A 22,687-nucleotide genomic window follows, 5' to 3' on the forward strand; every position below is an offset into this window, starting at 1 on the left:
AGGTATAGCATGATATAACGACTTTTACTAAAATCCTTTATTTCGTATAATAATACTACGGAGGCAATATATAAACAATTTTCTTATTTTACCGTCTATTGAGGGCGTGAATACAGAATCAAATTCAAGTCGAAAGATTATATTTTTATTTTTAAAAATTTATATGATAGCAACAATCAAAGAATTTGATTTTTTTATATTAAAATTATATAATAATCAAAATAATTGATTTTTTATATTAAAATTATATAATAGCGATAATCAAAGTAATTGATTTATTTTTTAATATTAAAATAGAAAAGGAGGGTAAGCAATGTTGTGATCTATCATTGCTGGAGGTCTTATTGGACTTGTAGCAGGTAGAATCACTAAAAAAGGTAGTTCTATGGGAATCGTCGCAAATGTATTCGCTGGTTTAGTCGGGTCATCTGTAGGACAATCCCTTTTAGGTAGTTGGGGCCCATCCATCGCTGGAATGGCTTTGATCCCATCTATTGCAGGAGCAGCAATTGTTGTTACTGTAGTATCATTCTTTACAGGTAAAAAATAATTACTTGTAGTAATAAACTATTTTTAAATAGATTAGACGGGTAAAAATAGTTTAAATGTTAAATCGAAAGGATTGTATATGTCAAAAGCAAAGAAAATATGTTTCATTATTTTCTGTATTTTAATCTTGACAATTTTCCTTCCTGTTTTGATAGATTATCATCAAGTTAGTGATCTAGGCATTCAGCTATTTAGCTGGAGACAGAATCATTTCGTTGAATTTTATCTCTCTAGATATATATTCTGGGGGATAGTGGCTCTATCAACTTTAGTTTTGTTATCGATGTTAGTTGTGTTGTTTTATCCCAGACGTTATTTGGAAATTCAACTTGAAACTAAAAACGATACATTAAAATTAAAGAATTCTGCAATCGAAGGTTTTGTTAGAAGTTTGGTAAGTGATCATGGATTGATCAAGAACCCAACTGTTCATGTAAATTTACGAAAAAATAAATGTTTCGTTCATGTAGAAGGTAAAATTCTTCCTTCGGACAACATCGCTGACAGATGCCAACTAATTCAAAATGAAATAACTAATGGATTGAAGCAATTTTTTGGTATTGAGCGTCAGGTTAAACTAGAAGTTCTAGTAAAAGACTACCAGCCTAAACCAAAACCTCAAAACAAAAAGACTGTTAGTCGTGTGAAGTAAGGAAGTAAAAAATGGAATGGCTTAAACAATATCGATATCCAATAATCGCAGGTCTCATAGGCGTATTTCTCGCTTGTTTGATTATCTCCTTTGGCTTCTTCAAAACAATATTTGTATTGATTTTAGGAGCACTGGGAGTTGCAGCTGGATTATATATCGAAAAAAACTATATAGATAAATAAAAATTACTAATTTAATTAAAGGAGTTTCATATGTCAAACGAAAAAAACATTAACACTAACGTAGAAAAGAAAGATGCTACTGCTGTAGCTCACGAAATCAAAGGGGAACTTACTTACGAAGATAAAGTTATCCAAAAAATCATTGGTCTGTCACTAGAAAACGTTTCAGGTCTTTTGGGAATCGACGGTGGTTTCTTCTCAAATCTTAAAGAAAAAATCGTTAACAGCGATGACGTAACAAGTGGTGTTAACGTAGAAGTTGGTAAAACACAAGTCGCAGTTGACTTAAACATTATTGCTGAGTACCAAAAAAATGTTCCAGCTTTATATTCAGAAATCAGAGAAATCGTATCTTCAGAAGTTGCTAAAATGACTGACTTGGAAGTTGTTGAAATCAACGTAAACGTTGTCGACATCAAAACTAAAGAACAACATGAAGCAGACTCAGTAAGCCTTCAAGATCGCGTATCTGACGTTGCTGAATCAACAGGAGAATTCGCTTCAGAACAATTCGAAAAAGCTAAATCTGGTTTCTCAACTGTTCAAGAAAAAGTTAGCGAAGGTGTAGAAGCTGTTAAAGGTGCAGCAACTGGTGTAGTATCTCACGAAAAAACTCGTGTAAACTAAGATAAAATAAATATAACAGGAGAAATTATCATGTCAGTAGAAGAAAAATTAAATCAAGCTAAGGGTTCTATTAAAGAAGGTGTTGGTAAAGCCATCGGTGATGAAAAAATGGAAAAAGAAGGAACAGCTGAAAAAGTTGTTTCTAAAGTAAAAGAAGTTGCTGAAGATGCCAAAGACGCTGTAGAAGGCGCTATCGATGGTGTTAAAAACATATTGAGTGGCGACAATAAATAAGGCTAAAAGTTACTTTATCTTTTTAGTAACATTAGTCAAAAGAGTCTGAGTCAAGATGATTCTCAGAAAACAAAAAGCTAGAGATTTCCAATTGCGGAACTCTAGCTTTTTAATTTTGCCTCTTTCTCTTATTATATTTCAGCAGGTTGTTGACCATGAGTACGAATCCCATGTCAATTCTCACTTTACGCTCACCTCTCAGCTAACATCTCTTATAACCCAAACAAACCTTTATCTGCCCAAAGACAGATTTCATATCAATCTTACGTTTAGCGAAAATTTATCTACCCTTGGAAGATAAAAGTGCCTGATATTTTTTAGTTTTTAAACACTGGTAACGTTCATTTATATACAGTCCCTTTTGAGGGGCTGATTCAGGTTCACAATTGCAGTCAACATTGATTTCAAGGCTGTTTGATTTCTACCTCCTCTTTTTCATGATGTATTTTCGTATAGGTGTTTCAACCATTTGAACGATTTCAAATCCTTCTTTTTGGTAAAGATTCTGAGCTGTTTGATTTGCCTCGTAGACATTTAGAGAAATAGTATCTATGTCTTCATTTTCAAATGCCAAACTAACAAATTTCCTTAAAGCCTGGCTACCTAAGCCTTGCCCCTGTTTCTGGGGATTGATAAAAAATCTTCCAATATGAAGATTGCTGTCTTCTTGCCTGATTTTCTGGATAAGCCCCACAAACTCTTGTCCATCAAATATAGAAAAGATTCCATCCAAATCTTGCAAAACTTGAATTGTCAAGGGAAAAGGAATTATTGTTCCCATCCATTGTTCTTGAAAGGATTTGCCAAGGGAGTTGGACCATTGGCATACGCGCTGAGCATTTTCTACGCTTAACTTTTCTTCAAAACGAATTGTCATCTTTGCCTCACCATCTTATCTATGTTTCTCCATTATACTACTTCTCCTATTTTTTACGAATAGATAAGTATGATTAATATTTATTTTTTTCTTGTCGGGAGCATTCTCGCTTCCTTTCTTGGTTTGGTTATTGACCGTTTCCCAGAGCAATCCATTATCAGCCCAGCCAGTCACTGCGATTCCTGTCAGGCTCGCTTGCGCCCCTTAGATTTGATTCCGATTCTCTCGCAGGTGCTCAATCGCTTTCGCTGTCGCTACTGCAAGGCTCCTTATCCCGTCTGGTATGCCCTTTTGGAACTAGGCTTAGGGCTCCTCTTTCTGGCTTGGTCTTGGGAATTGCTTTCCTTGAGTCAAGTCATCCTAATCACTGCTGGTTTGACCTTGGGCATCTACGACTTTCACCATCAGGAATATCCCTTACTGGTCTGGATGACTTTCCACCTAATCCTCATGGCTTCCTCTGGCTGGAATCTGGTCATGGTCTTCTTCCTTGCTCTTGGAATTTTAGCTCATTTTATCGATATTCGCATGGGCGCAGGGGATTTTCTCTTTTTAGCTTCTTGCGCTCTCGTCTTTAGCGTAACCGAATTACTTATCTTGATTCAGTTTGCTTCTGCGACGGGGATTCTAGCCTTTCTCCTGAAAAAGAAAAAGGAAAGACTTCCTTTTGTGCCTTTCCTCTTACTCGCTACTTGTGTGATTATTTTTGGTAAGCTACTGCTTGTTTGATAAAGTCCTGAATTGGCTCTCCTTCATGGAGAGCTTTTACAATTTTCGAACCAACGATAACGCCATCTGATACCGCATTGAAGCGTTCTACATCGGCTTGACTAGATACGCCAAATCCTGTCAAGACTGGAATGTCAGCCACTTGATGCAATTGTGCCAAGTGCTTGTCCAAATCTGCACGATAATTGCCAGATTTCCCTGTTACCCCATTGATGGCAACTGCATAGACGAATCCTTCTGCCCCTTCAATCAACTCTTTCTGACGCTCAATCCCTGTGGTCAAGCTTACTAAAGGAATCAAAGCAATGTCTGTGTCTACCAAAAAAGGCTCTACAAAGTTAGCATGCTCATGAGGCAGGTCTGGGATAATCAAACCCTTAACCGCTGTATCTGCCAAATTTTTGACAAAGTTCTCCACACCGTACTGAAAGAGGGGGTTGAAGTAGGTCATAATGACCAGTGGAATCTCTGTTTCAATGGTTTTCAAGGTTTCAACCAAAGCTTCTGTCGAAGTCCCGTGGGCTAGACTGCGCAAGCCTGCTTCTTCGATAACAGGTCCATCTGCAACAGGATCTGAAAAAGGAATGCCTACTTCAATAGCAGAGACACCCAAATTTTCTAAAAAGTGGATTGTTTCACCGAGACCATCCAAACCTTTCTCGTGGTCTCCAGCCATGATATAGGGAACAAAAATTCCTTTTCCAGCTGCTTTTATAGCGTTCAATTTTTCTGTTAATGTCTTAGGCATGAGCTTCTCCCTTCTTTGCTGCATCTGCTTCCAAGCGGTCTTTGACTTGAACCACATCCTTGTCACCACGACCTGATAGACAGACAATCATGGACTTGTCTGGTCCGAGTTCTTTGGCCAATTTCACCGCAAAGGCGATTGCATGGCTAGATTCCAAGGCTGGGATAATCCCTTCCACACGAGACAAGAGTTGGAATCCTTCCAAGGCTTCCTCGTCAGTCACAGGAACATAGCTGGCACGCTTGATGTCGTTATAATGAGAATGTTCTGGACCGATACCAGGGTAGTCCAAACCTGCTGAGATAGAGAAGGCTTCAAGAATTTGACCATGAGCATCTTGGAGCACATCCATGAGGGAACCGTGAAGGACACCAGGACGACCCTTGGTCAAGGTAGCTGCGTGGTGCTCCGTATCCACACCAAGTCCAGCCGCTTCAGCCCCATACATGGCTACCGACTCATCTTCTACAAATGGATGGAAGAGCCCGATAGCATTCGACCCACCACCAACACAGGCTACTAGGGCATCTGGTAAGTCTTGACCTGTCATATCGCGATACTGTTGTTTGGCTTCCCTACCGATGACACTTTGGAAGTCACGAACGATTTCTGGGAAAGGATGAGGCCCCAAGGCAGAACCAAGGATATAGTGGGTATCATCGATATTTGCCACCCATGAACGAAGGGCTGCATTGACCGCATCCTTGAGCACGCGCGAACCATCTGTCACAGCCTCAACCTTGGCTCCCAAAAGCTCCATGCGGAAGACATTGAGAGCTTGGCGTTTGACATCTTCCTCACCCATGTAGATGGTACATTCCATGTTAAAGAGGGCTGCAGCTGTTGCAGTTGCCACACCGTGCTGACCAGCACCTGTTTCAGCAATAATTTTCTTTTTACCCATGCGTTTGGCAAGCAAAACTTGTCCTAAGGCATTGTTAATCTTGTGGGCCCCTGTATGGTTAAGGTCTTCACGTTTAAGATAAATCTTGGCTCCGCCAATATACTGGGTCAAGTTTTTTGCGTAGTAAAGAGGAGTTTCACGCCCCACATACTGGCGCAAGAGTTGGTTTAATTCCTCTTGGAAACTTGGGTCTGCCTGACTTTCACGATAAGCCTTCTCCAACTCCAAAACTGCTGTCATCAATGTTTCTGGGACGAAACGTCCACCGAATTTTCCGTAAAATCCATCTTTATTTGGTTCCTGATATGCCATTCTTTACCCTCTCTATAAATCTTCTAATCTTTTCATGATCTTTTTGTCCATCTGTCTCCACTCCGCTTGATACATCTACTGCATAGGGAGTAAAGTGTTGAATTGCTTTTACTACATTGTCTTCATTAAGCCCACCTGCGATAAAGAAGGGCTGAGTTAGTCCAATCGTATCCAGTTGAGCCCAGTCAAAGGGCTGGCCACTTCCTGCCACAGGGGCATCAAAGAGTAGATAATCTGCCTGAGAATTGGGCACATGACCCTCTCCATCCACCTGCACAGCCTGAATACTGGCACAAGGCAAATTCTCAAACAAATCATCTGCCACCTGACCGTGAACTTGAACCAAGTCCAAGCCAACTTTGTCAATGACTTCTAGCAGTTCTGCCCGACTTGGTGAAACAAATACACCAACCTTTTTGACATCTGCAGGAATAAGCTTTGCCAGCTCAGCAGCCTGATCCAAGGTCACCTGTCTCTTACTAGGTGCCAAGACAAAACCGATGTAGTCTGCCCCTGCTGAAACGGCTGTTACCACCGCTTCCTTGGTCAATAATCCGCAAATTTTAACCTTTGTCAATCTGTAACTCCTTGATTCTCTGAGCCACATCCTCTGCCTGCATGAGAGCTGTCCCAACCAAAATTCCGTTAAAGTAGGGTGCTAGTCGTTCCGCATCCTGCCCTGTGAAAATGGCAGATTCAGAAATGTAATAGCGACCTTCCTTAAAGTGCTGGGCCAAGTCTACACTAGTCTGCAAGTCGACTTCAAAGGTGGTCAAGTTGCGGTTATTAACCCCAATAATCTCAGCACCAAGCCTGTGGGCCACTTCTAGTTCAGATAGATTGTGAGTCTCCACCAAGACTTCTAGACCAAGCTCTGTCGCGTAGTCGTACAGTTCCTTGAGACGTTCTTCTGACAAGGCTGCCACAATGAGCAAGATAACTGTCGCACCTGCATTGCGAGCACGGATGATTTGCTTTTCATCGATGATAAAATCCTTGTTGAGCGTCGGAATCTCTACCTGACTGGAAATCTCCCGCAGATAATCCAAATGCCCTTTAAAGAAAACTTCATCTGTCAAAACCGAAATCATCACTGCGCCATTCGCTTCATAAGTCTGGGCCTGTTGCACAATATCTACATCCAGATTGATATCTCCCAGACTAGGGCTAGCCTTCTTGACCTCAGCGATTACTTGCAAACGGTCCTGGTGATTCTTCAAAAATTCAGCCAGGCGATAGGTCTGGCGCAGGGTCTGGATTTCCTCCAGCTCCATCTGCTCGACCTCACGCGCCTTCTGCTCTAAGATTCGTGCTAAAAATTCCTGACTCATTTTTGGTACTCCTGTAACAGTCTGAGTTTTTCAAGGGCCTTGCCACTAGCAATCACTTGACGAGCCAAGGCAACTCCTTCCTTGATACTAGCTACCTTACCATTAGCATAGAAACCAAGACCAGCATTTAAAACTGTAGTTTCCAAGAATGGACTTGGTTCGTTTTGAAGAACACTAAGCAAAATTTCTGCATTTTCCTGAGCATTGCCTCCACGGATATCTTCGATAGCGTAGCGCTCCATCCCCAAATCCTCTGGAGTAAAGCTTGACAAGGTGATTTCGCCATTTTCAAGAAGAGCAATCTTGGTTGTTCCGTTCAAGCCGGCTTCATCCAAGCCTTCTGGTCCAGCAACTACGATAGCACGTTTGCGCCCCATATTTTTCAAAACCTGAGCTGTACTTTCTAGAAGTTCTGGACGACTAATTCCAAGAAGCTGTGTTTCCAAAGCCATTGGATGAATCAGTGGACCAGTCAAGTTCATGATTGTTGGAATTCCTAGTTCCAAACGAGCTGGCATGATGTATTTCATAGCTGGGTGCATATTTTTAGCGAAGAGAAAGACGATGCCAGTTTTATCAAAGACCTTACCTAGTTCAGCTGGTTTGAGATCAAGATTGATGCCTAAGGCTTCGAGGACATCTGCAGAACCAGATTTAGAAGAAATCGAGCGATTACCATGTTTTGCCATATGAACACCGCCACCAGCCAAGACAAAGGCTGCAGTTGTGGAGATGTTAAAGCTGAAAGACTTGTCCCCACCTGTACCACAGTTGTCCATGGCATCATGAATTTCAGTTGGAATATGTTGGGCATGCCCTCTCATGACTTGGGCAATGGCTGTGCGTTCTTCAGGTGTTTCCCCCTTCATCTTAAGAGCCAAAAGGAGAGAAGCAATCTGCGCCTCCGTTACACGGCCAGTTACGATACGCTCAATGACATCCGTCATTTCCACACCTGATAAATTTTCAAATTTTGCTAGTTTTTCAATAATCTCTTTCATCCTAGTTTCCTCACTTTACAACCTTCTCAATAAAATTCCGAATAGAAGACAAGCCATCTGGCGTTCCAATGCTCTCTGGATGGTACTGGAAGCCATAAATCGGTAGGTTTTTATGTTGAATTCCCATAATAGCTTGGTCATCAGTTGAACGAGCTGTCACTTCAAAGTTTTCTGGCATTTCTTCAATTAAAATACTGTGGTAACGCATGACCGCACGGCCATCCTCGATACCTTGATACAAAACAGATGGTGCTTCAAAGCTGATATTGCTCTGTTTCCCATGCATGACTTTTGGAGCCAAACCTAACTTACCACCAAAGACTTCTGCAATGGCTTGGTGACCCAAACAAATCCCAAGAATCGGCTTCTTGCCAGCAAAATCACGAATCATGTCTTCCATCTTACCAGCATCAACAGGCCAACCGGGACCAGGAGAAAAGACCAGACCATCTGCTTTTCCAGCTTCTTCATACAGCTTGGGATCATCATTTCTCAAAACCTGAACTTCTGCAAAATTCCCAATGTACTGCGCCAAGTTATAGGTAAAAGAATCATAGTTGTCAATCAATAAAATCATGGTCTTAGTTCTCCAATTCTAGTCATAGATTTAGCCTTGTTAATGGTTTCTTGGTATTCGTTTTGGGCGATAGAGTCATAGACAATCCCTGCCCCAGCCTGCACATAGGCTGTTTGATTTTTGAGAATCATAGTTCGGATGGCGATGGCGAAATCCATATCACCCGTCGCAGACAAGTAACCGATTGCTCCTGCATATACGCCACGTTTTTCCGTTTCCAGTTCATAGATGCGTCTCATAGCCCGAATCTTTGGCGCTCCTGACACTGTTCCAGCTGGAAGTGTAGATTTCAAAGCATCCATGGCAGTGAGTTCTGGAAGCAAACGCCCCTTGACCACGCTGGTCAAATGCATGACATAACGGAAGAGCTCCACTTCCATATACTTAGTGACTTGGACACTGGCCGTTTCAGAGATGCGACCAATATCATTACGACCCAAGTCTACTAACATCCGATGCTCTGCTGTTTCCTTCTCATCCGAAAGCAGGTCTGTCGCCAAAGCCTTGTCTTCTTCATCCGTAGCTCCTCTTGGTCGCGTACCTGCAATCGGATTGGTTGTCACGATGCCATTTTTGACAGAAACCAAACTTTCTGGACTTGCTCCGATGATTTGATAATCCCCAAAGTCATAGAAATAAAGGTAATTAGATGGATTGGTCACGCGGAGATTTCTGTAGAAGTCAAATGGATTTCCAGTAACCTCTGCTGAGAAGCGTTGACTAAGTACACATTGGAACATATCGCCATTACGAATCAAGTCACGAGCAGTTTCCACCATTTCCTCAAACTTCTGAGGAGCGATATGCGGTTTGAAGTCTAACGGAGATAGATCCAAGTCTTCAAATTCATTTAGAGCAGGAATGCGTAATTCCTCAAGCACTTGGTTCAAGGCTTTTTCCAAATCTTCTTGACTACGCTCGCTATAGAGAGCATCCTCGATGACATGGATTTTCTCCTTCTTGTGATCAAAGACAATGTAACTCTCATAGACGAAGAAATGCATGTCTGGCGTTCCAATTGTATCTTGAGGGATTTGACCAATTTCTTCATAAAGCGAAATCATATCGTAACCAACAAAACCAATGGCTCCCCCACCAAAAGGGAGGTCTGAATGGTGCTGGCTCTTATGAGTTACTTCATAAAGAAAATCCAAGGGATCACGATCAATCGCTTGACCATTTTGATAAAGGACTCCATTTTCAAACTTAATCTCAAAAACTGGATTATAAGCTAGGATAGAAAAACGAGCTGTTTCCTTGTCTCTCGGAATACTCTCTAAGATAACCTTGTGTTGCCCCTTTAGGCGCATATAAGCCAAGATTGGTGATAAGACATCTCCATGAATGATTCGTTCCATTGTAATTTCCCTTTCAGTTCCTTTTTTTAATTTTTTATCTTTTTCTATTTCCCTTAAATAGTGCGGACGGGAGGTAAAATTATCCAGTGGATGATTTTAGCAATCCAGGAAATGAAAGACCTAATTTTGAGCTCCTCGCTCATTCATTTCTAGGCTCAGGCTAAAATAGTTCCCCGAACTATTTTACTCTCAAAAATTCCGTCCTATAGAAGCATATTTGCTTCTATAGGATACCACTATGGCGGGAAATATCTTTTAAAAGCTCACTTCGTTCGCAAATTTTTTGTAGCAATCTATTTAATAATGAACAATAATTTAAAACTAAACAGCTGAACCTATAATAGACATATAAAAATCCCCACGCAAAATAACTTGCGTGAGGACGAAATTCGCGGTGCCACCTCAATTATAGGATTTCTCCTATCTCTCATTCCTGTCTCAGATACCTCCTGTAACAGGCTGTGCGATAAAGGGCACTCCCTTGAGAATTATGTTTTTTTCTCTTGTTTCAAATGGACCCAACCTTACAGCTTTCTCTGCTTGTTTCCAGCAACCACAAGCTCTCTGTGAGAGAAAAAACTGTAATTTTTCCATCTATTATTTTTTAGCTTCTAGGTAGTCTGCAATCGCAGCTACGTCCTTGTCTCCACGACCAGAGACATTGATGATGATAATATCGTCTTTACTTAGTTTCGGTGCACGTTTAACTGCTTCTGCGATAGCATGCGAACTTTCAATCGCTGGGATAATCCCTTCAGTCTTGCTGAGAAGGAGGAGAGCCTGAACAGCTTCTTCGTCTGTCGCAGCCACATATTCCACGCGACCTGAATCTTTAAAGTAGGCGTGTTCTGGGCCAACCCCTGGATAGTCCAATCCAGCTGAGATAGAGTAAACTGGAGCTAGCTCTCCATCTTCCTTAAAGACTGCATAAGTCTTCATGCCGTCGACAATTCCGATACTACCTTTTGTCATAGTAGCTGCGTGCTTGTCTGTATCAAGTCCGTGACCAGCAGCTTCAACCCCAACCAATTTAACTTCTTCATCAGCCACATACTGAGAAAAAGCACCGATGGCATTGGAACCACCACCTACACAAGCAATAACGTAGTCTGGTAAGCATCCTTCTTTTTCTAAGATTTGACGGCGAGATTCTTCACTGATGACCTTTTGGAACTCATGAACAATGGTTGGATATGGGTGAGGTCCCACAGCAGATCCCAGAACATAGAAGGCTTCCAAGTCATTCATCCATGCTCCAAAGGCTGCATCAACAGCATCTTTGAGGGTACGAGTCCCTGTTTCAACTGCATGAACAGTTGCTCCCATCATCTCCATACGGAAAACATTGAGACGTTGACGTTCCACATCCTCTGCTCCCATGTAGACATCACAGGCCATACCAAACTTGGCTGCAGCCGCTGCTGTCGCAACCCCGTGCTGACCAGCTCCTGTTTCTGCGATTACTCGTTTTTTGCCCATGCGTTTAGCCAAAAGAATTTGTCCTAAAACGTTATTGAGTTTGTGAGAGCCAAGGTGGTTAAGATCTTCACGTTTGAGATAAATCTTAGCACCACCTAGATGCTCTGTCAAACTTTCTGCAAAATAGAGCGGTGTTTCGCGACCTGAATAATCCTTCAAGTAATGGCGAAATTCTGCCAAAAATTCTGGATCATCCTTGTATTTGTCAAATGTCACTTCCAACTCATCCAACAAAGCCTGAATCGGCTCCGGTACAAAACTACCACCAAATTGTCCAAAATAACCTTTAGTTGTCATAAAATTTTCCTCTTTCAGTATTGATTTCAAGATATGAAAAAAGCCCACACACAGAATATACTTCCATGTGAGGGCGTTGGTAACGCGGTGCCACCTCAATTATAAAGGGACTATCCCTTTACATCTCTGCCTTGTCTAACAACAAGTTGCACTGTAAGGTGTGCGCACCGAATTTTCATTGTTTCAAATTCATTTTTAAAATCAGCCCACTTTCACTACTTCCAACCACCTGTTCACAATCACCACAGGCTCCCTGAAGATCAAAAATAGTTACTTTTCTGATTTGTTGAACTTATTTTAATACTTTGTTTTTTCTTTGTCAAGACTTTTTTACAATTTTTTTGAAAGATGTGTGATTCGAATGTGATAATGTCTTTAGTAAATCGAACGTGAAAATGTCCCACTTGTTAGAAATTGGATCCAACTCAATAGAAACTGAATGGAGGCTAAACAGAACTTACTTTAGAACACTCCATCTTTTCCATTAGGATTTTCAAGAATTAAACAATACTAGAAACTCTGTCTCCTAACAAGTTTAGTAGAAACTTCAACAGATGTGACACTTTCCCCCTTTATAATTGCTAATACCCCTTCAATCATTTCTTGAGCTAATTTAACATAATTAGGAGAAATTGTAGATAAAGCAGGAGTGTAATACTGTGAGATTGGAATATTATCAAATCCAACAACGGATATATTATCCGGAATCGCTATTCCTTTTTCGTAACACGCACGAATTAGTCCCTGAACTTTTTCATCGCCTGAAACAAATATAATATCTGGATAATTTCCAAAAGACAAATCATTCACAGCAAAGGAATAAACTGACTCTATTGTAGTTAAACCATAAACTACCTTCAAATCCATAGAATAATTATTATCCTTTAAAAAAGTTCTCACTCCTCTCTCTCGATCCTTATTTACATAAGACTCACCTCCCATAAGTAACCACATATCTTTAAAATTCTTTTCCAAAACTACTTTCATCATATCATAAGTAGCTTGAAAGTTATTGTTAGATACGTAAACTACTCCAGGTGTTTGAGACTCTCCAAAGACAATGAAAGGCATATTATTTTTCTTTAAATATTGGATTCGAATATCATTCTCCCCCTCATAAAAGACAATCACTCCATCTACAAGGCTACCAATACTTGAAATAATTGAATTACTAATCGAATCTTCCTCTCCAAAATATTCAACAATAGCATTTACTCCAAATTGTCTACAAGTTTGTAAAACTTTATCTAAAAGTGTTTGAAACCAGATTAAAGGAAAAGAATCAATCTTCTTCACAGATATTAAAATATTCGTGGTTTCTTTCTTCGTTAAATTCTGAGCATAGGCATTTGGAATATAGGATAACTCATCGATGACTTTTTTTATGGCATTATAAGTCTCAGGTTTTACTCTATTCCCTCCATTTATTACACGTGAAACTGTCTTTGGAGAAAAACCAGACAAACGTGCAATATCATATATCGTTACCTTTTTCCCTTTTTCCATTAAAATACTCCTGTCATAAACCTTCACTATAACTATACAATATTTAAATTATTTTAACAAGAAAATTACATTCTAATCTTTTAATCTAGTTTACATCTGGAGGAAATACTTCACCAAATCTACATTAACTTTCAGTACTAGTAACATAAATTTTACAATTCAATTCACTGTTTTGTACTATTTTGTAAACTGCATTACAAATCACCGGATAAGAAAATACACTACCTGAAAATTCCAAGGAATCATTTTCAGTAAATCCTTCTGTATTTAGAAATGTATTCATTATCTGTTCAATATAACACTCTAATATGGGAACAGCTTTCTCCTTAACAATAACATTTCTAAGCATTTCTTCAAATGGTAAATGACAAGCGAACACCATCTCACAAACATCATAAAATGAATGGAAGTGGTATACCTGTATGAGATTATAGTCATCAAAATAAGTTATTTTTCCTGCATCAAAATCCACTTTATATACTCTCAAATTAGTTAGATCCTTTTCTTCAAAAATTATTATGGACACCTCTAAAAACTACCGATTTTCTATTTTTATTGCTCAGAAAACGTTGATACATCAATGTTTAAAAGTATTGAAATTGAGTTTTTAGATGTGCCCTTATATTTCTTATTATTTAAAGAAAACAAAAGGACTAGAATAATCCGTCCCTTTGTTTATCCCTAGATTAGCTGATTTCCTCAACATAAATCACACCAACAATATTAGCAATTTCTTCCATTAGTTTAAGGTGCTCAAATCTACCTGATAATTCCAGAGTAATAAATGACGCGATTTTTTTGTCTGGAACATCAAAATATTCAATTCTTTCTGAATTAACATCTCCAAATGCAGTTCTAGAATCAGTCATTCTAATGCCATTCTCAGCACAGTATACTAGTACCCGATTATATGCCTCTGTAGATCTAACAACGATATACAATTCGATTATCTTTGAACGACTTTGAAGATATTTTTTTAAAGGTTGGAACATAGTTATAACACTCCAAACAGACATTGCTCCTAGTATGGCTCCTTCATAAAAACCAACACCAATAGCTAGACCGATTCCAGCTGAAGCCCATATTCCGGCTGCAGTTGTTAAACCAGTTATTTTCTTTTTATCTGTAATAAGTATTGTTCCAGCCCCAAGAAAACCAACACCTGATATAACTTGCGCACCTAAGCGTGTAGGATCTCCTGTACCAAATTTATAAGATACATACTCATTAGTCATCATAATTAAACATGCAGCCAGACAAACAATACTATGTGTACGAATACCTGCTGGTTGAGATTTACTTCCTCTCTCTAAACCAATTACACCACCAATAACTAATGAAAGTACAATTCTTAATACAATTTCGATATATGATAGTCCTAAGCTTGTTGCTTGCATTATTATTTCCTTTTTCTACTAACTGGTCTCTGAGTAAAGTATAAAACAGAACCAGAAATTATCATTAATACAATAGTATAAACGAATACAAGTGCTTGAGCATTTGAAGTTGCTGTTTCATCACCTGCTGAACGAATAGTTATACCCAGTGGTTGAGCTAATGGATGGTAAAGAAATACAGATAAGTCGAAGTCAGTTAATAAAGAGTTAAAGTTTAAAGCAATAACAGAGAGAACAACCGGTAAAATAAATGGAATGATAACCTTCATCATAGTATAAAAAGGTGAAGCACCCATACTTCTTGCTGCATCTTCCATCTCATCATCAACACTAAATAAAATAGCACGTACCATTCTATAAGAAAATGGGATTTTTACAACTATATATGCAATAAGTAGAATTACCAAACTACCTACCAAAATCTGATTCAAGACAAGAAATTGTGGCTGATTAAAAGTAAATAATAAACTTACTGCTAAAAGTGTGCTTGGTAGTAACCAAGGAAGTAGAGCACCATATTCAAATAAGAAATCAAAACGAGATTTATGTTTTCTGACAACACGAGCAAATACAACTGCGAGAATTGTTGCTGTTGTCGCAGCAATAATAGAATAAATAAAGCTGACCAAGAATGGAGAGAATGCCGCACTATTACTAAAGAATAAGCGATAATTTTCTAAAGTAAAGTTTGATAATGTTAAGTTACCTGTTTGAATGGCAACTGGATCTGTAAATGAGTATAATACTATAAAAATTAGTGGAAGCATGAAAACTGTGAACAATCCATATGCTACAATGTGAGCAATGATATTCCAAGGCTTAGACGCAATTTTTTGTTTTTTAAGAGGCGCTTTAGTCTTAGAGATAGAAATATAATTTCCACCTTTTTCTATCTTATTCATGATAGTAAGCAAAATTGTAGTTGCAATACCTAAAATAATTGCAAGTAGGGCAGCTAAATCACGAGAATTCCCCATCCCTGCAAATGTAATAATCATTGGATTTATAGTTTGAAATTCTTTACCACCAACAATCATGGGTGCTGCTACTGCAGATAAACCACTAAGAAAAACCATAATAGTAAGTGCAAATAGAGTTGGAATTAAGGTTGGTAACACTACTTTTCGGAAAACAGTAAATGGTTTTGCTCCCATATTTCGAGCAGCCTCAATAGTGTGATAGTCAACGCTTCGAATTGTATTTGTTAAAAACAATGTATGATTAGCAGTTCCTGAAAATGTCATAATGAATAAGACTGCACCATACCCAATAAACCAGTTAGGGTCTAAAGAAGGGATAATATTTTGTAAAAATTTTGTAATCAATCCATAAGGACCATAGACAAATTTATATCCAGTCGCTAAAACCACTCCTCCATAAATTAAAGAGGTCATATAACCTAATTTTAAAATTTTAGCACCTTTAATATCAAAGTATTCTGTAAATAGAACACAAAGAATACCTACGACATTAACTGTAATAATGAGTGAAAATGCCAACTTAAAACTGTTCATAATACTCTGAAGTGCCCTCTGAGATTTTAGAACACGATGTACAGCATCAAGGGAAAATTCTCCTCCTTTTACAAATACATTCACTACTAGATCAAAGTTTGGATAAATAATAAATGTTACTAAGAACCAGATTAACCCTAAACGAATAAGCCAATCTTTTAAATTTAATTTATGACGCATACTGCACCTCCTTAAAATTGCAGAACGTCTGATGGTGTGATAAATAATTCCACACTTTCTCCGACAGATCTAATAGCAGCCTGACTATCAATACTTGTTACATTAAGAATCTGACTTTCAGAAACTTTTATTGTATAGTGAATTGTAACTCCAGAAAACTCAACATCAATAATTGTCCCTTTTAGAATGAAATCTTGTTCAGTTTCACGATTGAATCGAACTTTCTCTAATCGAATGTATCCTTTTTTATCTTCTAAGAAAACGCTTGCATTTTTCAGTAATACTTCGTGGACTGTTTCATCGGTCAAAACATTAATATCTCCAATAAAATCACATACAAATTCAGTTTGAGAATTATGATAAATTTCTACTGGTGTACCGACCTGTTCGATGTATCCATTGTTAAAGACTGCAATTCTATCAGATAAAGTCAAGGCTTCCTCTTGATCATGAGTAACATATAAAGTAGTAATACCTAACTCTTTTTGAAGTCTTTTCAACTCTTTTCTCAAATCTACACGTAATTTTGCGTCAAGGTTTGACAATGGTTCATCTAGACAAAGAATTTTAGGTTCAAGAACCAGAGCACGAGCCAATGCTACCCTTTGTTGTTGACCCCCAGATAATTCTGATACATTACGCTGTAACTGTTGATCAGAGATCTTAATTTTTGCTGCTACTGCTGATACTTTAGCTTTAATAACATCTGGAGCTACCTTCTTAACTTTTAAACCAAATGCAATATTATCAAAAACAGTCATAGTTGGAAATAGCGCATAAGATTGAAATACAATACCAATTCCACGCTTTTCAGGTTCCAAATGAGTGACATTTGTTCCATTAACTTCAATACTTCCTGATGATGGATCTAGAAAACCTACCAATGCTCTCAAAGTAGTTGATTTACCACATCCTGAAGGCCCAAGAAATGTAAAGAATTCCCCTTCATCTATATCTAAATTTAGATTATCAATTGCAACAAAATCACCATATTTAATTTGAATATTATCAAATTTAATCATCTCACTAACTCCCTCTATTACTAAACCAAAAGCCTCTCTTTATTTCTTCTATAAATTTAGAAATAATAGAGAGACTTGGACATAAAAATTAACTCTTATTTCTTATTGTACGTATTCTAATTCAGCTTTTTCTACCCATTCATCCAAATGTTTTCCAACAGCTTCCCAGTCAATATTTTGTGGTTTCACTTGATCAACAAATTTTTTCGTATCTTCAGGTAACTCTGTTAGGGCATCTTTATTTGCAGGAATAGATCCAAAGTTCTTACTATATTCTACTTGAATTTCTGATTGACCAAACCAATCAATAAATTCTTTAGCTAACGCTTGTTTTTTACTAGTGCTTAAAACCATAGTTTGTTCAGTTACAAATGGTACACCAATCTCAGGAGTCATAACTTTGAAAACAACATTTTGTTCTTTTTGTCCAACTAATGCACCAGAACCCCACATCATTCCATATTGTATTGGATCTTCTTTGTCTAACATCTTAACAATTGAACTTTCTCCCTTTTGAAGAGTGTATGCATTTTTCAAATATTCTTTTGCTGCTTCCCAACCTTTTTCGGAAACACCTAATTCACCTTTATCATCAAGGTATCGAACTAAGATACTTGCTAGAATTGCCCGTCCTGTACCACCTTGAAGACCAGAAATTGAATATTTACCTTTATACTTACTACCTAATTCAGTCCAATCTTTAGGCATTTCTTTTACATCAGGCGCTCCAATTAAAACTAATGGTTGAACAATCACAGGATTATAATAATTATCTTTATCTGATAAAGATTGATCAATTTTATCTAACCATTTAGGCTTGTACTGGACTAGTAATTTTTGATCTCTAATTTTATTTGAATCAACAGCACCAATTCCAAATACCATATCTGCAACTGCATTATTCTTCTCGGCAATAACACGGTCTGCTAATTGAGCGCCAGGAATATCAACCATTTTTATATTAAAACCAGCTTCTTTTGCTTTAGCAGTTAACCAATCACCACGACCATTTGAGACTGAGTTCGAATAGATTACTAATTCTTGACTTTTATCAGCTTTTTCTTCAGATGAAGAAGCAGTCGTAGAATTTGAACCTCCAGAGCAAGCAGCAAGTGTAGTAAGAGCAACTCCCGTTGCAAGTACAGTAGACCAAACTTTCATTTTTTTCATGATAAGTTCTCCTTTTTTATTATTTTATTTAAATTTTTCGTGATATGGAACAAATTGTCTCATATCTTCAAATACAGTATAGTCAATACGGTTTACAGTAATAGTTGGAATCTTCTCTAATAAAATTTCAGTTAATTCCGCTCTAACTTTAGTAAACTCTTCTTCCTCCTCTTCGGTTAGAGGAATCCGAAGATACCCAATTGAAATATGGAATTGATATCTATCATGATTAGGGAAACGAACACCTGCTTTTTCTGAGACATAAGTACGAATTTCTTCTAATCTCTTAGCAGAAGCTTCATCTGCAGGTTCAACTAGTATGTTTTGTTTTCCCATTTCCGTTACACGCATAAGAATTTCTTCATTTAACAATGGAAAAATTTCAAGTTGTTTAGCAAAGTAATCATGTATTTTCTGTAAAGGTGTATCTAAAGGAAGATTACTGCTCCAAAACTCCGTTTCACGATTTTCATGGCACAACAATTCAATTACAGTCATGTGAATAGAATTCCTTGGAGTTAAAGTGAACTTATCGATAAATGGTAATTCTCTATAACGTGATTGAATAATATCAACAACTTCCATCAAATCTTGTTTATTATAAAGATTTGCTACAACAGTATTTCCTGGAAAATGATTAAATTCTCCATTTTCTTTGAACTTAATTTTTGTTAGGTTTTTCATATAAAGACCCTCTTTTTTATATTTGACACCGGTGTCATTCATGCTTATATTATATAACGAAACCGTTTACTTTGTCAAGCGCTTTCAAAAATTTTTTTTTAAAAATTTATCTTTCATTAAATATGCATTTCATTAAAAGGTTAAGTGATTTTTCCAAAATACAGCACTCATATAGACAGTATCATCAATTATAGCCATTGAGATTTTTTTGATTGCCAATTCCATGTATCTCTACACATGTCTTCAATCGATTTTGTTGTCCTCCAATTTAATTCCTTATATGCTTTGTCTGCATTTGCATAACAAGTTGCAACGTCTCCTGAACGTCTTGGAACTATTTTATAAGGAATAGGGATCTTATTAACACTTTCAAATGTATTTACAAGTTGTAATACACTAGTGCCTTCTCCCGAACCTAGGTTATAGATATAAACATCTGTTTTTTCAGATACTTTTTCTAAAGCTTTTATATGTCCTATTGCTAAATCTACTACATGGATATAATCACGCACACCAGTACCGTCAAGCGTATCATAATCATTTCCGAACACACTTAGCTCTGACAGCTTACCTACCGCTACTTGTGCAATATAGGGCATCAAGTTGTTAGGAATTCCTGAGGGATCTTCCCCAATCAAACCAGACTCATGAGCACCAATTGGATTGAAATAACGAAGCAACGCAATACTCCATTCTGAATCTGCCACATGAACATCTTTTAAAATTTGCTCAAGCATCACTTTCGTATACCCATAAGGATTTGTCGCACTTGTTTGCATCGTCTCAATTAGAGGTGACTGATTGTTAATTCCATATACAGTCGCACTTGAAGAAAAGACAATCTTTTTAACATTAAATTCTGACATCACTTCAACAAGTGCCAATGTACTCATAATATTATTTTTGTAGTACATCACAGGCTTTTGCACGGATTCTCCGACAGCTTTATAACCTGCAAAATGAATTGCAGCATCAATCGATTCTTGTTCAAATACCTTTCTCAATGCTTGTTTATCACAAACATCTAATTCGTAAAACACGGGACGTATTCCTGTAATTGCTTCAATACGATCTAATACTAAAATGCTTGAGTTTGAAAGGTTGTCGACAATAACGACTTCCTTACCTAAATTTAGTAATTCTACTACGGTATGGCTACCAATATAACCAGCTCCGCCTGTTACCAATATTGCCATTTTTACTTCCTCCTAATTAATTCCAACCGATTTAACAAATCTCATAAATGCTTCATGTCCGGTTTGAGTATTCTTATAAACACCTGCATCTTCGAGAACTCTCGCAAATACTTGCCCTACTTCATGTTGAACTACGCTATGAACCTCCTCCTCTTTAAGTCCAGGATATTTTTCTTTCAATTGAACGGCCCATTCTAAATGATAATCCGCAATTGCGTTATCTTTTCCTAAAAGATATTTCTCAACTTCCTCTAACTCTGTTTTCAAACGAGGTGGCAAAATCGCAAGTCCCATCACTTCGATTAACCCAATATTTTCCTTTTTAATATGTTGTACATCTTGATGAGGATGGAAAACACCATCTGGGTATTGTTCAGTAGTATGATTATCTCTTAGAACAATATCTAATTCATATCTTCCGTCCACTTTACGAGCAATAGGAGTCACCGTATGGTGTGGGACATCTGCAGTCATTGCAATGATGTCTACTTCTAAATCTGAATATTCTCTCCACTTGTTTAGAATTTTAGTAGCTAAATCTAACAAGCGATTTTTATTTTCACTTTGTAACCTAATTACTGACATTGGCCATTTTACAATACCAGCATTAACATCCTCAAAGTCTTTAAAACAAAATTCACTCTCAAATTTTGCTTTTTCCATTGGGAAAATATATTTCCCTCCCTGGTAGTGGTTATGACTAAGAATGGAGCCTCCTGAGATAGGAAGATCAGAATTTGAACCAGCAAAATATCCTGGCAAAATATCAACAATCTCCAATAATTGTTCAAATGTTTTAGAGGTAATAGCCATTGGTACATGTTGACTATTCAAAAATATCGCATGCTCATTAAAGTATGAGTAAGGAGAATACTGGAATCCCCATACTTCGTCACCAAGTTTCAACCGAATAATTCTATGATTCGAACGTGCTGGATAATTTATTCGCCCCTGATATCCTTCATTTTCCATACATAGTAAACATTTAGGATAATTAGTTGCTTTTACTAATTTTTCAGCAGCAATTGTTTTTGGATCTTTTTCGGGTTTTGACAAATTTATCGTAATCTCTAGCTCTCCATATTTAGTTGATGCTCTAAACTCAATATTCTTAGCAATAGCAGAAGTTTTTATATAATCACTATCTTTACTTAACTTATAAAACTCTTCAACTGCTTCTTGAGGTGATATATCATATGAACTCCAAAAAATATCATTTAATCGACTAGGTAAAGGAACTATGAAATTCATTAACTCTGCTCCTAAACATTCCTTTTCCTCGATTAAATCTTTAATTTTACCGTTTTTTAAGGCGATTTCCACTAAGTAATCTTTTATTTGTTTTAGGTCATTTTCATCGGAAATGCGATCAGTTCCCTCCTCACCTATTAACGCTAGTACTCTATTTTTCACATATATTTTGTCAATTTCATTATACATTCCGTATTCAATTACTCTATCAACAAAATTATCAATAATTGTTTTCATATATTTTTCTTTCTAATTTATGTTCCCATATTTTCTATACATTATCCATTTATAAATTGATTGCGTAGTATGAGCAATTTTATCAAGGTGATGAATAATATCTAAAGCACCAATTACTTCAGAAACGTTCCCATCATCTTCAAATATGTAATTCATTATTTTCTTTTCAATATTTATACTAAGCTCTTCTATCTCATTCTGTTTTTGTATAACAACCATATCTAAACATCCAGATTGTTCCTCTCTATAACAAGATATAGCCCTATTCATATGCAGTCCGATAACTTCATGAAGTATTTTTATTTCTGAAATAATTTTCTTCAAAATTTCATTATTTTGAATAATCTGTAGATTTTTTAAAATTTCAACAATTCTATCCCCAATACGTTCAATGTCAGTTGATATTTTTATTACACTAATAATTCTTCTTAAGTCATATGAAACAGGATGTTGTAAACAAATTAACTCATATCCTTTTTTATCAATATTTAGAACTGACTCATTTATGATTAAATCTTCTTTAATCAATTCTACTCGTTCTTCATTTGGTAAATATTCAAATAACTTCTCGTATTTATCAAGCACAGATACCCAAATGGTCTCTAAATTATTTGATAATTCTATAATTTCATTTTCTAAATATAACCTTAACATTTAGGTACCTCTTCTTAAC

Annotated in this window: 24 protein-coding genes, 1 pseudogene and 1 other annotated feature; of the genes and pseudogenes, 6 read left to right on the forward strand and 19 right to left on the reverse strand. The window is 37.2% G+C overall.

Annotation, left to right across the window (positions count from 1 at the left end):
- Positions 1 to 325: 325 nt before the first annotated feature.
- From HMPREF0851_RS11000 to HMPREF0851_RS11020, 5 genes are all read left to right on the forward strand, one after another.
- The gene (locus tag HMPREF0851_RS11000) at positions 326 to 550 is read left to right on the forward strand and encodes a GlsB/YeaQ/YmgE family stress response membrane protein (RefSeq protein WP_229294599.1); all 225 of its coding nucleotides are present in this window, start codon (positions 326 to 328) and stop codon (positions 548 to 550) included.
- A gap of 78 nt (positions 551 to 628) precedes the next feature.
- Positions 629 to 1,201 carry an alkaline shock response membrane anchor protein AmaP gene (amaP, locus tag HMPREF0851_RS11005; RefSeq protein WP_000030220.1) on the forward strand — a complete coding sequence of 191 codons (573 nt, stop codon included), beginning with the start codon at positions 629 to 631 and terminating at the stop codon, positions 1,199 to 1,201.
- Positions 1,202 to 1,212: 11 nt separating this feature from the next.
- The gene (locus HMPREF0851_RS11010) at positions 1,213 to 1,383 is read left to right on the forward strand and encodes a DUF2273 domain-containing protein (RefSeq protein ID WP_000455064.1); all 171 of its coding nucleotides are present in this window, start codon (positions 1,213 to 1,215) and stop codon (positions 1,381 to 1,383) included.
- A 30-nt stretch (positions 1,384 to 1,413) separates the two neighbouring features.
- Entirely contained in the window at positions 1,414 to 2,010 is a 597-nt protein-coding gene (locus tag HMPREF0851_RS11015) for an Asp23/Gls24 family envelope stress response protein (protein WP_000064108.1), read from the forward strand.
- 30 nt (positions 2,011 to 2,040) lie between these two features.
- Positions 2,041 to 2,244 carry a CsbD family protein gene (locus HMPREF0851_RS11020; RefSeq protein WP_000109959.1) on the forward strand — a complete coding sequence of 68 codons (204 nt, stop codon included), beginning with the start codon at positions 2,041 to 2,043 and terminating at the stop codon, positions 2,242 to 2,244.
- A gap of 421 nt (positions 2,245 to 2,665) precedes the next feature.
- On the opposite strand, the gene HMPREF0851_RS11025 is transcribed toward HMPREF0851_RS11020, so the two are convergent.
- Complete coding sequence (locus tag HMPREF0851_RS11025; protein WP_000155396.1) at positions 2,666 to 3,121, reverse strand: GNAT family N-acetyltransferase; 456 nt, start codon at positions 3,119 to 3,121, stop codon at positions 2,666 to 2,668.
- A 69-nt stretch (positions 3,122 to 3,190) separates the two neighbouring features.
- Between HMPREF0851_RS11025 and HMPREF0851_RS11030 the strand changes: the two genes are divergently transcribed.
- Entirely contained in the window at positions 3,191 to 3,850 is a 660-nt protein-coding gene (locus tag HMPREF0851_RS11030) for a prepilin peptidase (RefSeq protein WP_000608384.1), read from the forward strand.
- Here HMPREF0851_RS11030 and trpA read toward each other — a convergent pair.
- The 18 genes and pseudogenes from trpA to HMPREF0851_RS11125 form a co-directional block, all read right to left on the reverse strand.
- Complete coding sequence (gene trpA, locus HMPREF0851_RS11035; RefSeq protein ID WP_001127019.1) at positions 3,822 to 4,598, reverse strand: tryptophan synthase subunit alpha; 777 nt, start codon at positions 4,596 to 4,598, stop codon at positions 3,822 to 3,824. The genes HMPREF0851_RS11030 and trpA overlap by 29 nt on opposite strands.
- Entirely contained in the window at positions 4,591 to 5,814 is a 1,224-nt protein-coding gene (gene trpB / locus HMPREF0851_RS11040) for a tryptophan synthase subunit beta (RefSeq protein WP_000331301.1), read from the reverse strand. The genes trpA and trpB (HMPREF0851_RS11040) overlap by 8 nt, the downstream gene beginning before the upstream one ends.
- Positions 5,792 to 6,391 carry a phosphoribosylanthranilate isomerase gene (locus HMPREF0851_RS11045; protein WP_000169866.1) on the reverse strand — a complete coding sequence of 200 codons (600 nt, stop codon included), beginning with the start codon at positions 6,389 to 6,391 and terminating at the stop codon, positions 5,792 to 5,794. The genes trpB (HMPREF0851_RS11040) and HMPREF0851_RS11045 overlap by 23 nt, the downstream gene beginning before the upstream one ends.
- Entirely contained in the window at positions 6,378 to 7,145 is a 768-nt protein-coding gene (gene trpC, locus HMPREF0851_RS11050; protein ID WP_000076526.1) for an indole-3-glycerol phosphate synthase TrpC, read from the reverse strand. Before trpC ends, HMPREF0851_RS11045 begins: the two co-directional genes overlap by 14 nt.
- A complete protein-coding gene (trpD, locus tag HMPREF0851_RS11055) occupies positions 7,142 to 8,146 on the reverse strand; it encodes an anthranilate phosphoribosyltransferase (RefSeq protein ID WP_000658707.1) in 1,005 nt (334 codons plus the stop codon). The genes trpC and trpD overlap by 4 nt, the downstream gene beginning before the upstream one ends.
- Positions 8,147 to 8,156: 10 nt before the next feature.
- Entirely contained in the window at positions 8,157 to 8,723 is a 567-nt protein-coding gene (locus tag HMPREF0851_RS11060) for an aminodeoxychorismate/anthranilate synthase component II (protein WP_000601915.1), read from the reverse strand.
- Entirely contained in the window at positions 8,720 to 10,081 is a 1,362-nt protein-coding gene (gene trpE, locus HMPREF0851_RS11065) for an anthranilate synthase component I (protein WP_000439612.1), read from the reverse strand. Before trpE ends, HMPREF0851_RS11060 begins: the two co-directional genes overlap by 4 nt.
- A 375-nt stretch (positions 10,082 to 10,456) precedes the next feature.
- Positions 10,457 to 10,688: a binding site (T-box leader), on the reverse strand.
- Positions 10,679 to 11,857 carry a tryptophan synthase subunit beta gene (gene trpB / locus HMPREF0851_RS11075; RefSeq protein ID WP_000208447.1) on the reverse strand — a complete coding sequence of 393 codons (1,179 nt, stop codon included), beginning with the start codon at positions 11,855 to 11,857 and terminating at the stop codon, positions 10,679 to 10,681. It overlaps the preceding feature by 10 nt.
- Positions 11,858 to 12,367: 510 nt before the next feature.
- Positions 12,368 to 13,363 (reverse strand): LacI family DNA-binding transcriptional regulator, encoded by a 996-nt coding sequence (locus HMPREF0851_RS11080; RefSeq protein WP_000410752.1) that lies wholly within the window; start codon positions 13,361 to 13,363, stop codon positions 12,368 to 12,370.
- 124 nt (positions 13,364 to 13,487) lie between these two features.
- Complete coding sequence (locus HMPREF0851_RS11085) at positions 13,488 to 13,889, reverse strand: hypothetical protein (RefSeq protein ID WP_000022332.1); 402 nt, start codon at positions 13,887 to 13,889, stop codon at positions 13,488 to 13,490.
- A 160-nt stretch (positions 13,890 to 14,049) separates the two neighbouring features.
- The gene (locus HMPREF0851_RS11090; RefSeq protein ID WP_001149044.1) at positions 14,050 to 14,760 is read right to left on the reverse strand and encodes an MgtC/SapB family protein; all 711 of its coding nucleotides are present in this window, start codon (positions 14,758 to 14,760) and stop codon (positions 14,050 to 14,052) included.
- 2 nt (positions 14,761 to 14,762) lie between these two features.
- Positions 14,763 to 16,454 carry an ABC transporter permease gene (locus tag HMPREF0851_RS11095; protein WP_001216174.1) on the reverse strand — a complete coding sequence of 564 codons (1,692 nt, stop codon included), beginning with the start codon at positions 16,452 to 16,454 and terminating at the stop codon, positions 14,763 to 14,765.
- Between the two features lie 11 nt (positions 16,455 to 16,465).
- A complete protein-coding gene (locus HMPREF0851_RS11100; protein ID WP_000589131.1) occupies positions 16,466 to 17,476 on the reverse strand; it encodes an ABC transporter ATP-binding protein in 1,011 nt (336 codons plus the stop codon).
- 102 nt (positions 17,477 to 17,578) lie between these two features.
- Positions 17,579 to 18,646 carry an extracellular solute-binding protein gene (locus tag HMPREF0851_RS11105; RefSeq protein ID WP_000738376.1) on the reverse strand — a complete coding sequence of 356 codons (1,068 nt, stop codon included), beginning with the start codon at positions 18,644 to 18,646 and terminating at the stop codon, positions 17,579 to 17,581.
- Between the two features lie 24 nt (positions 18,647 to 18,670).
- Complete coding sequence (locus tag HMPREF0851_RS11110; RefSeq protein ID WP_000793803.1) at positions 18,671 to 19,330, reverse strand: DUF1868 domain-containing protein; 660 nt, start codon at positions 19,328 to 19,330, stop codon at positions 18,671 to 18,673.
- 184 nt (positions 19,331 to 19,514) lie between these two features.
- Positions 19,515 to 20,526: pseudogene (gene galE / locus HMPREF0851_RS11115) on the reverse strand (UDP-glucose 4-epimerase GalE).
- Positions 20,527 to 20,538: 12 nt separating this feature from the next.
- On the reverse strand, positions 20,539 to 22,014 hold the full coding sequence (gene galT / locus HMPREF0851_RS11120; protein WP_000848805.1) for a UDP-glucose--hexose-1-phosphate uridylyltransferase: 1,476 nt from the start codon (positions 22,012 to 22,014) through the stop codon (positions 20,539 to 20,541).
- Positions 22,015 to 22,026: 12 nt separating this feature from the next.
- Positions 22,027 to 22,668, reverse strand: coding sequence for a phosphate signaling complex PhoU family protein (locus tag HMPREF0851_RS11125; protein ID WP_000945320.1), 642 nt, complete (start codon positions 22,666 to 22,668; stop codon positions 22,027 to 22,029).
- Positions 22,669 to 22,687: the final 19 nt, after the last annotated feature.

The sequence above is a fragment of the Streptococcus sp. M334 genome (assembly GCF_000187745.1).
Classification (GTDB): Bacteria; Bacillota; Bacilli; order Lactobacillales; family Streptococcaceae; genus Streptococcus.